This window comes from Streptomyces sp. SAJ15 (assembly GCF_007595705.1).
GTDB lineage: Bacteria > Actinomycetota > Actinomycetes > Streptomycetales > Streptomycetaceae > Streptomyces.
On sequence record NZ_NISY01000009.1, the window covers coordinates 218,728 to 228,792 of the forward strand.

General features: G+C 69.3%; 1 protein-coding gene and 2 pseudogenes. All 3 read right to left on the minus strand.

Features of this window, described 5'->3' with window-relative positions; all coding sequences use genetic code 11:
- Window positions 1-305: 305 nt before the first annotated feature.
- Window positions 306-3,494: pseudogene (locus CD790_RS23325) on the minus strand (beta-ketoacyl synthase N-terminal-like domain-containing protein); the annotation flags it as partial.
- Between the two features lie 146 nt (window positions 3,495-3,640).
- Window positions 3,641-4,393: a cyclopropane-fatty-acyl-phospholipid synthase family protein gene (locus CD790_RS23330; protein WP_144385262.1), complete on the minus strand. Its 753-nt coding sequence runs from the start codon at window positions 4,391-4,393 to the stop codon at window positions 3,641-3,643.
- A 214-nt stretch (window positions 4,394-4,607) separates the two neighbouring features.
- A pseudogene (locus CD790_RS23335) lies at window positions 4,608-9,821 on the minus strand (beta-ketoacyl synthase N-terminal-like domain-containing protein); the annotation flags it as partial.
- Between the last annotated feature and the right edge of the window lie 244 nt (window positions 9,822-10,065).

A 10,065-nucleotide genomic window follows, 5' to 3' on the forward strand; every position in this document is an offset into this window, starting at 1 on the left:
CCCCCCTGGCCCGTCACCGTCCAGGACCCGTGAACGGCCCGCTCACCGCCACGCGTCTCTCGGCGGTGAGCGGGCCGTTCGCCATGACGGGAGTGAATCGGGGAACCCGTGGGCACTCCCCCTCCCACGACCGAACAACGACCGACGACCGACGACCGACACGAAAGCCGAAACGACAGCCGAATGACAGCCGAAACGAAAGGAGCCGGCGAACCGGCTCCTTTCGTACGGACGCGCGACGGCGCCGCCGCGTGTCGGGATCGGCTTCCGTGCGCCGTCCACCCGACCGTTCAGCCGCCCCCGTCCCCGCCCACCTCCGCACGGTGATGGTGCCGTGTCCGTGTGGTGGCATGGGAACTCGCCACGTCCTCGCGGCGCGACGCGGACTCGGCCAGCATGGTGCGGAGCAGCCGACGGGCCTGCTCCCGGAGTGCCTCCTCCGTCTTCGCGGAGAGCACCCACGGCAGCACGTCCGGAGCGAGCACCGCCGCCCGGTCCGGTTCCTCGACCGTGGGGGCGTCGGGCTCCGGCGGTGCCTGCTCCAGGATCACGTGGGCGTTGGTGCCGCTGATGCCGAAGGACGACACGCCGGCCCTGCGCACCCGTCCGTTCCGCGGCCAGGCCCTCGGTTCGTCGAGCAGCCTGACCGCGCCGGAGGACCAGTCCACGTACGGCGAGGGACTGTCGGCGTACAGCGTCCGCGGGAGCGCCCCGTGGCGGAGCGCCTCCACCATCTTGATCACACCGGCCACACCGGCCGCGGCCTGGGTGTGGCCGATGTTGGACTTCAGCGACCCCAGCCACAGCGGCCGGTCGGCGGGGCGGCCCTGCCCGTAAGCCGACAGCAGCGCCTGCGCCTCGATGGGATCGCCCAGCCTGGTGCCCGTCCCATGCGCCTCCACCACATCGACGTCCGAAGCCGACACCCCCGCATTCGCCAACGCCTCCTGGATCACCCTCCGCTGCGACGGCCCGTTGGGCGCCGACAGACCATTGCTGGCACCATCCTGGTTGACCGCCGATCCCCGCACCAGCGCGAGCACCGGATGGCCGTTGCGCCGGGCGTCGGACAGCCGTTCCAGCAGCAGCATGCCCACGCCCTCGGCGAGGCCGAAACCATCGGCCCCGGCACCGAACGCCTTGCACCGGCCGTCGGGAGCCAAAGCGCCCTGCCGGGAGAACTCCACGAACATGCCCAGCGTGGACATGACGGTCGCCCCTCCGGCGAGCGCCAGCCCGCACTCGCCCCGCCGCAGCGCCTGGACGGCCAGGTGCAGTCCCACCAGGGACGAGGAGCACGCGGTGTCGACGGTGATCGCCGCCCCCTCCAGCCCCAGGGTGAAGGCCAGCCGGCCGGACGCGACGCTGCCGGTGTTGCCGGTCAGCAGATGACCGCCGGCTTCGGAGCCCTCGTCCAGACGGGGGCCGTAGTCCATGGTCATCGCGCCGACGAACACCCCGGTCCGGCTGCCCCGCAGCGACGGCACGTCGATCCCCGCCCGCTCGATCGCCTCCCAGGAGGTCTCCAGCAGCAGTCGCTGCTGCGGGTCCATCGCCAGCGCCTCCCGCGGCGAGATGCCGAAGAACGCGGCGTCGAACTGGTCCACGTCGTGCAGGAATCCCGCTTCCCGCTGGTAGTAGCGACCCTGGGCGGTCGGTTCGGGGTGGTACGCCCCGGCGACGTCCCAGCCGCGGTTGTCCGGGAACGCCGTCACGGCGTCCGTGCCGTCGGCGACCAGCCGCCACAGTTCCTCGGGACTGGACACACCTCCGGGGTAGCGGCACGCCATTCCCACGATCGCCACCGGATCAGCCGTATCGGTGACGACCGCCCGCACCGGCTCCCTGACGGTGTCCGGGCCGACGCCCGTCAGTTCGGCAGAGAGGAAGTCCGCCAGCGTCTCCGGAGTCGGATGGTCGAACACCACCGTGGCCGGCAGCGACAGACCCGCCGCCGCGCCGATCCGGTTCCGCAGTTCCACCGCCGTCACGGAGTCCAGGCCCAGCTCGGCGAAGGAGACGGACCACCGGCCCTCGGGCACCGCGCCCGGCCGACCCAGCACCGCCGCCACCTCCCGCCCCACCAGCGCCCGGAGCGCCGCGCGCCGCTCGCGCGCCGACAACCCGGCCAGCCGGTCCCGCGGCGAAATCCCGGCCGGCCCGCTCGTGGGCTCGCTCGCCGGGCCCGGCTCGAGGGGCAGCTCGACGGCACATCCGCCGTGTTCGGCGAGGACCGCTTCCCAGTCGGCGGCGACACCGTGGGCGCACAGTTCGCCGAGCGAGGTGAGAAACCGCGCGGCGCCGCCCTGGTCGCGGCGCAGCGTCCCACAGACCAGGGCGCGGCCGCCGCGTGCCTCCACGCATGCCTGCATCGCGGAGGTGAGTACGGTGTGCGGGCTGACCTCCAGCAGGATCCCGTACCCGTCCCGCAGCACGGCCTGGGCGGCCTGCTCGAACCGTACGGTGTTACGCAGGTTGCGACACCAGTAGTCGGCGTCGAGCCGCGGGGCCGGGAGCAGCTCGCCGTGGAGGGCCGAGTAGTACGGGACCCTCGCCGTGCGCGACCGGATCGGCTCCAGGTCCGCGCGCAGCCGCGGGACGATGTCGTCGACCTGCGGGGAGTGCGCGGCGAGCCCCACCGCGATCTTCCGGGCACGCACGCCCACGGCGGGGAGCGCCGACAGCAGTTCCTCCGCGGCCGTGGCGTCGCCGGAGACGATCAGCGAGCCGGGGCCGTTGACTGCGGCGATCACCAGGCGACCACCCCAGCGGTCCAGCAACGGCTCGACCTCGTCGGCGGACGCCAGAACCGAGATCATCTCCCCGCGCCCCGCCAGCGTCGCCTGCGCCTGGCTCCACAGCGCGACCACCCGGGCGGAGTCCTCCAGCGAGAGGGCGCCGGAGACGGCGGCCGCGGCCACCTCACCCATGCTGTGGCCGAGCACCGCGTCCGGCCGAACGCCGTAGTCCTCCCACAGTGCCGCCAGGGACACCATCACGGCGAACAGCACGGGCTGGACGACATCCACCCGCTCCATGCCCGGTGCGCCGGGGGCGCCGCGTACCACATCCATCAGGGACCAGTCGGTGAACGTCTCAAGCGCCTGGGCGCAGTCGTCCATCCGACCACGGAACACCTTCGAGAAGCCGAGCAGTTCCTCCCCCATGCCCGGCCACTGGGCGCCCTGCCCGGGGAACACAAACGCCACCGGGCCTCCGGCGCCCTCACCCTCGACCAGTCCGGGCGCCCCGCGGCCCTCGGCGAGCGCCGCCAGCCGTTCCAGGAAGCCCTCGCGGTCGTCCGCGACCAGCGCGGCGCGTGTTCCTCCGTCGAGCGGGGTCCTGGCGAGGGTGCGTCCCACGTCCTCCGGCCGCCAGTCCGGCTCGTGGGTGAGATACCGCTCAAGACGACTCGCCCGGGCTGCCAGCGCGTTCTGGTCCGCGGCCGAGAGCATCCACAACACAGGGGGTATGACGTCGGTTCGCTGCACCATCGCGCCTGCACTCCTCCTTGCCTTCTTGCCTTCTGCTGCCTTCTTGCCTTCTGCTGCCTTCTTGCCTTTTGCCTTCTTACTTTCCAGCTTTCTGGCTTCGCGCCACTCGTGGAGGGGGCGTCATCGGATCCCGTCGAGGGCACACCTCATCGTTTGACAGCGGTGACCATCACATAGACGCCTGGTACATCTGCGGCACCCGGAAGATCCTCCATCGCTTCCTCGCCATAGGTCTCTCGGAGTTGCTGGGCGACGAGTTCGCCATTCCGTTCGGTGTTCGCCTGGATGTCGAGCAGCTCCACGAGATCGAATCCCGCGCCGTCCAGAAGTCCCAGCAGCTCCCCTTGGCTGACAAGGGTGATCATCCACTGTCGCCGCACTTCTTTCATGACGTCGTCCAGCCCCGTGGCGCTCTCCCGCGGCCGGAGAATGTCCGTCAGAGCCAACCGGGATCCGGGGCGCAGCACACGGGAGATCTCCCGCAGCGCGGCGGCCCGGTCCATGTGTGGGAAGCTTTCCAGGGCCCAGGCGGCGTCGAACGACGCATCGTCGAACGGCAGCTTTTCCGTGGCGTCCGCCAGGTGGAATTCCATCCGTTCATGCAGTTGTTCACTGCGCGCCAGCTCCTCGCATGCCGCGATCTGGCAGGCGCTGACGTTCACGCCGGCGAGGTAGGCGCCCGTGGCTCGTACATAGCGCACCGCCGGGCCACCCACCCCACATCCGATGTCCAGGAAGCGACCGGCCGAGGTGAGCGGCACTCGTTCCACCATCATGTCGGTGAGCCTGTCCTGGGCTTCCAGAGGGCTGCTGCCATCCTGCGAGTCCGTCCAGTATCCGAAGTGGATGTTCTTCCCCGCGTAGAGGTGCTCCGAAAAGGACTGCAGCTGGTCGTACATGGCGCCGACTTCGGCTCCACCGGGAGAATGCCTGTGCGTCACATCGATCTCCTCGAATCATCCATGTGGCCGGGGTACGCAGACATAGTGCGAGAACCGGCTCGTCCATGACTTGAGTTCTGGCGGGAATGTCAGCGGCGAACGACGCGAAGAACCCGGCCGCCGTTTCCCTCCGGGGGGTGCACCGAACCGGTTCCTCCCTTTTCGGGACGGATCACGATTCGGAGTCTCCCATGGCGATCTGAATGAGACTGTCGACGTCCATGGAATCGATCACGTCCGACTTTCCCTGCCAGCGCGGAGCGAGGCTCTTCTTTTCGTTGTCAGCGAGTCCCAGCAAGGCTTCCAACAGACCTGCCCGTCGAAGCGTGGACACGGGAATGGAGGCCACAGCCGCGCGGAGCTCGTTTTCCTCGCCCGAGTCTCCGGAATCCGGAATGGAGCACGAGCCGGATCCTTCGGAATCGGTCTCGACGAGATCCGGAAACTCCCCCCGCAGATAGTGGGCGAGTGTGGTGGGGTTGGGGTAGTCGAAGATCAGGGTGGTGGGCAGCGCGAGTCCGGTCGCCGTGCGCAGTCGGTTGCGCAGTTCCACCAGATGGGCGGCGGTGATCTCCCCCAGGGAGTGCCCGGCATAGAAGTGCGGGCTGAGCCCGTACTCCTCGGTGACCAGATGATGGAGGGCGACTTGCAGGGCGAACAGGGCGGGCTGGGTGTATCCGGTCTGGTTCAGGAGCCCAGCCGTCTCATCGGTTCGGCCGAACAGGACGTCTTGTAGCGGATGCTCCAGGTACGGGTCCAGGTGCCCACACGCCTGATCCAGCGCCTCCGCGAACAGCGGGAACGCCTCGTACAGTTCGGCGCCCATCCCGGGGCGTTGGGTGCCCTGCCCGGAACACAGGAACGCCAGCTTCCCGGCACCCGTAGCCACACCGCGAACGACCGATGAGTCCTCCGCACCCGACGCCAGAGCATCCAGCCCACGAAGGAACCCCTCCCGGTCCGGGCCCAGGAGGACCGCTCGGTGCTCGAAGAGAGCACGGCCGGTGGCGAGCGTGTGACCGATGCTGTTCAGGTCCTGCGGCTCGGAGACAGAAGCGAGGTACTGCCGTAACCGCCGCGCCTGTGCCTGCAACGCCGGCTCGGACTTCGCCGACACCACCCACGGCAACACCCACCCCGCACCCGCACCCTCACTCTCGCCCGCCGCGGGCTCCTCCACCACCGGTGCCTGTTCGAGGATGACGTGTGCGTTGGTGCCGCTCACCCCGAACGACGACACACCTGCACGCCGCGGCCGACCCGTCTCCGGCCACGGCACCGCCTCGGTCAGCAGCCGCACCGCGCCCGCCGACCAGTCCACATGCGGCGACGGCTCATCCACATGCAACGTACGCGGCAGCACGCCCCGCCGCATGGCCATCACCATCTTGATGACCCCACCCACACCAGCGGCCGCCTGCGCATGCCCGATGTTCGACTTCATCGAGCCGAGCCAGAGTGGCCGGTCCGCGGGTCGGTCCTGCCCGTATGTGGCGAGCAGGGCCTGAGCCTCGATCGGGTCGCCTAGCGTCGTCCCCGTCCCGTGCCCCTCCACCGCGTCGATCGCGTCCGGCTCCAGCTCGGCATTGGCGAGTGCCTGCCGGATGACCCGCTGCTGGGAAGGTCCGTTCGGGGCCGTGAGCCCGTTGCTCGCCCCGTCCTGGTTGACGGCGGTTCCTCGTACGACGGCCAGGACCCGATGCCCCAGCCGCTGCGCGTCGGAGAGTCGCTCCACCAGGACCATGCCCACGCCCTCGCCCCAGCCGGTCCCGTCCGCCGCCGAGGAGAACGCCTTGCACCTGCCGTCCGGAGCCAGCCCGCGTTGCCGGGAGAATTCGACAAAGGCCGTGGGCATCGACATGACGGTGACGCCGCCGGCCAGGGCCATGGTGCACTCGCCGGAGCGGAGCGCCTGACAGGCCAGGTGCAGCGCGACCAGCGACGACGAGCAGGCGGTGTCCACGGTGACGGCGGGGCCTTCCAACCCGAAGGTGTAGGCGACACGCCCCGAGGCGACGCTGCCCGCGCTGCCGTGGACGATGTACCCCTCGAAGCCCTCCGGAGCGGTGGGGAAGCGCTGCGCGTAGTCGTGGTACGCCACTCCGGCGAAGATCCCGGTCCGGCTTCCACGTACGGATGAGGGATCGACACCGGCCCGTTCGAAGACCTCCCAGGAGGTCTCAAGAAGGAGCCGCTGTTGGGGGTCCATGGCAAGGGCTTCGCGCGGGCTGACACCGAAGAAGTCGGCGTCGAAGTCCGCCGCATGGTGGAGAAAGCCTCCCTGCCGCGTGTACGACGTTCCGAAGTGGTCGGGATCCGGGTGGTAGAGCTCCTCCACATCCCAGCCGCGATCGGTCGGAAAACCGGAAACGGCGTCCTGGCCAGACGCGAGGAGGTCCCAGAGCTGTTCCGCCGACCGCACGTCCCCCGGGTAGCGGCACGCCATGCCGATGATGGCGATGGGCTCGCCCACATCGACAGCCGTTTGGGCGAGGTGGCTCACTGTCTCGCCGTGCGAGCCCAGGAGTTGACTCCACACCAGCTGTACGAGTGCCGTGGGGTTCGGGTGGTCGAAGACGACGGTCGAGGGCAGGGCCAGGCCCGTGGTGTCGCACAGACGATTACGGAGTTGGACAGCGGTCAATGAGTCGAAGCCGAGTTCCTTGAACGCGCGCTCGGCGTGGATGGTCTCGGTGCCTCGGTGCCCGAGAACGGCCGCGATGTGGGAGCGGACGACCTCCAGGAGGGCCTGCCGCTGCTCGTCGGGGGTCAGCCTCGCCAGCTTCCGGCGGAGGGCCGCACTCGCCGACGGGCCCACGGGGGCGGGTGAAGGCGCGGAGTCGACCAGGCCGCCACGTGGCTCGGACGGGTGGATCCAGTAGCGCTGGTGTTGGAAGGGGTAGGTGGGGAGGTCGGTGTGGTGGGGGGTGGTGGGTTGGTGTGTGGGGTGGTGCCAGGTGGTGGGGTGTCCGTGGGTGTGGAGGTGGGCGAGGGCGGTGTGGGTAGTGGTGGGGTCGCCCCCGTCGGGGTCGGCGGTGATGAGAGGGGTGTGGGGTGGGTGGTAGGTGAGGGCGCGCGCGGTGTCGTGTAGCTCGTGGAGGAGTGTGTCCATGTGGGGGGAGTGGAAGGCTGCGCTGACCTGGAGTGGGGTGACCTTCCGGCCTTGGGAGCGGAACTGTTCGGCGATCTCCTCGACCATGTCGCGGTCGCCGCTGATGACGAGGGAGGTGGGGGTGTTGATCGCGGCAAGGGATACCTGGTGCTCTCGTCCTGCCAGGTGTTCTTCGATTTCCTCGGTGGTGGCGTGGATGGCGGTCATCGCGCCGGTTGGGGGGAGGGTTTGCATGAGTCGGGCGCGGGTGGTGATCAGTCGTGCGGCGTCGGGGAGGGTGAGGATGCCGGCCAGGTGGGCGGCGGTGATCTCCCCCAGGGAGTGCCCGGCGTAGAAGTGCGGGCTGAGCCCGTACCCGTCGGTGACCAGACGATGGAGGGCGACTTGCAGGGCGAACAGAGCCGGCTGGGTGTATCCGGTCTGGTTCAGGAGCCCAGCCGTCTCATCGGATCGGCCGAACAGGACATCTCGTAGCGGATGCTCCAGGTACGGGTCCAGGTGCCCACACGCCTGATCCAGCGCCTCCGCGAACAGCGGGAACGCCTCGTATAGTTCCGCGCCCATCCTGGGGCGTTGGGTGCCCTGCCCGGAACACAGGAACGCCAGCTTCCCGGCACCCGTAGCCACACCGCGAACGACCGATGAGTCCTCCGCACCCGAAGCCAGGGCGTCCAGCCCGCGCTGGAATCCCTCCCGGTCCGGGCCCAACAACACCGCACGATGAGCGAAACGTGCACGCCCGGTCTCCAAGGCATGACCGACAGCCGGCAGACTCAGCTCCGGTCGTGCCAGCACATGCTCATGTAACTGCCGCGCCTGTGCCTGCAACGCCGGCTCGGACTTCGCCGACACCACCCACGGCAACACCCACCCCGCACCCGCACCCTTACTCTCATCCGCCGCGGGCTCTTCCACCACCGGTGCCTGTTCGAGGATGACGTGTGCGTTGGTGCCGCTCACCCCGAACGACGACACACCGGCCCGCCTGGGTCGCCCCGTCTCCGGCCACGGCACCGCCTCGGTCAGCAGCCGCACCGCGCCCGCCGACCAGTCCACGTGTGGCGACGGCTCATCCACATGCAACGTACGCGGCAACTCCCCGTACCGCATCGCCATCACCATCTTGATGACCCCACCCACACCAGCGGCCGCCTGAGCGTGCCCGATGTTCGACTTCACCGACCCCAACCACAACGGACACCCCACCGACCGATCCCGGCCATACGTCGCCAACAACGCCTGCGCCTCGATCGGATCACCCAACACCGTCCCCGTCCCATGCCCCTCCACCACATCCACATCCCCACCACCCACCCGCGCACTGGCCAACGCCGCCCGAATCACCCGCTGCTGCGACGGACCATTCGGCGCCGTCAACCCATTACTCGCCCCGTCCTGATTGACCGCACTCCCCCGCACCACCCCCCACACCCGATGCCCCAACCGCCGCGCATCAGACAACCGCTCCACCAACAACAACCCCACACCCTCAGACCACCCCGTCCCATCCGCCCCCGCCCCGAACGCCTTACACCGACCATCCACCGACAACCCCCGCTGCCGAGAGAACTCCACCAGGAGGCGGGGAGTGGACATGATCGCCACGCCGCCGGCCAGGGCCATGGAGCATTCGTCGGCTCGCAGCGCCTGGCAGGCCAGGTGGAGGGCGACGAGCGAGGACGAGCAGGCGGTGTCGACGGTGACGGCGGGACCTTCGAGGCCGAAGGTGTAGGAGATGCGCCCCGAGGCGATGCTCGCGGCGCTTCCGGTGACGATGAACCCCTCCGCCGCCTCCGGGGGGTGTGGGGCGTGCCCGACGGGGTAGTCCGGCGGGTTGATGCCGGTGAACACGGCCGTCCGGCTGCCGCGCAGGGAGGCCGGATCGATGCCGGCGTTCTCGAAGGTCTCCCAGGCGGCCTCCAGGAGCAGCCGCTGCTGTGGGTCCATCGCCGAGGCTTCGCGCGGCGATGTCTCGAAGAAGTCGGCGTCGAAGTCGGCTGCGTCGTAGAGGAAGCCGCCATGGCGGGTGTAGCAGGTACCGGGATGGTCCGGATCCGGGTGGTACAGCCGCTCGGCATCCCAGCCACGGTCGGTGGGGAAGTCGCCGATCGCGTCCGTCTCCGATGCGATGAGGCGCCAGAAGTCCTCGGCCGAGCGCACCCCGCCGGGGAAACGACATGCCATTCCGACGATGGCGATGGGCTCCTGCTCCCGCTCTGTGATCTCGTAAAGGCGGCGCCGAGTCCGGTCCAGATCCGCGGTCACCCGCTTCAGATAGCCGAGGAGCTCGTCTTCGTTGACCACGGGATCACTTCCTTGCGTGTCCTTGGACACGGGCTGGGCGTCTGGGGAGTTCCGAAGGTCGGCCTTGTCGCCTCAGGAGCGAGCTCAGGTCGGGCTTCAGACCGAGGCGCAAGGCACAGGATCAGGGCTGGTGAGATTCAGTTCTGAGATTCAGTTCTGAGATTCAGGTCTCAGGTTCAGGTCTGAGATTCGGGGCTGAGAGATCCGGGACAGA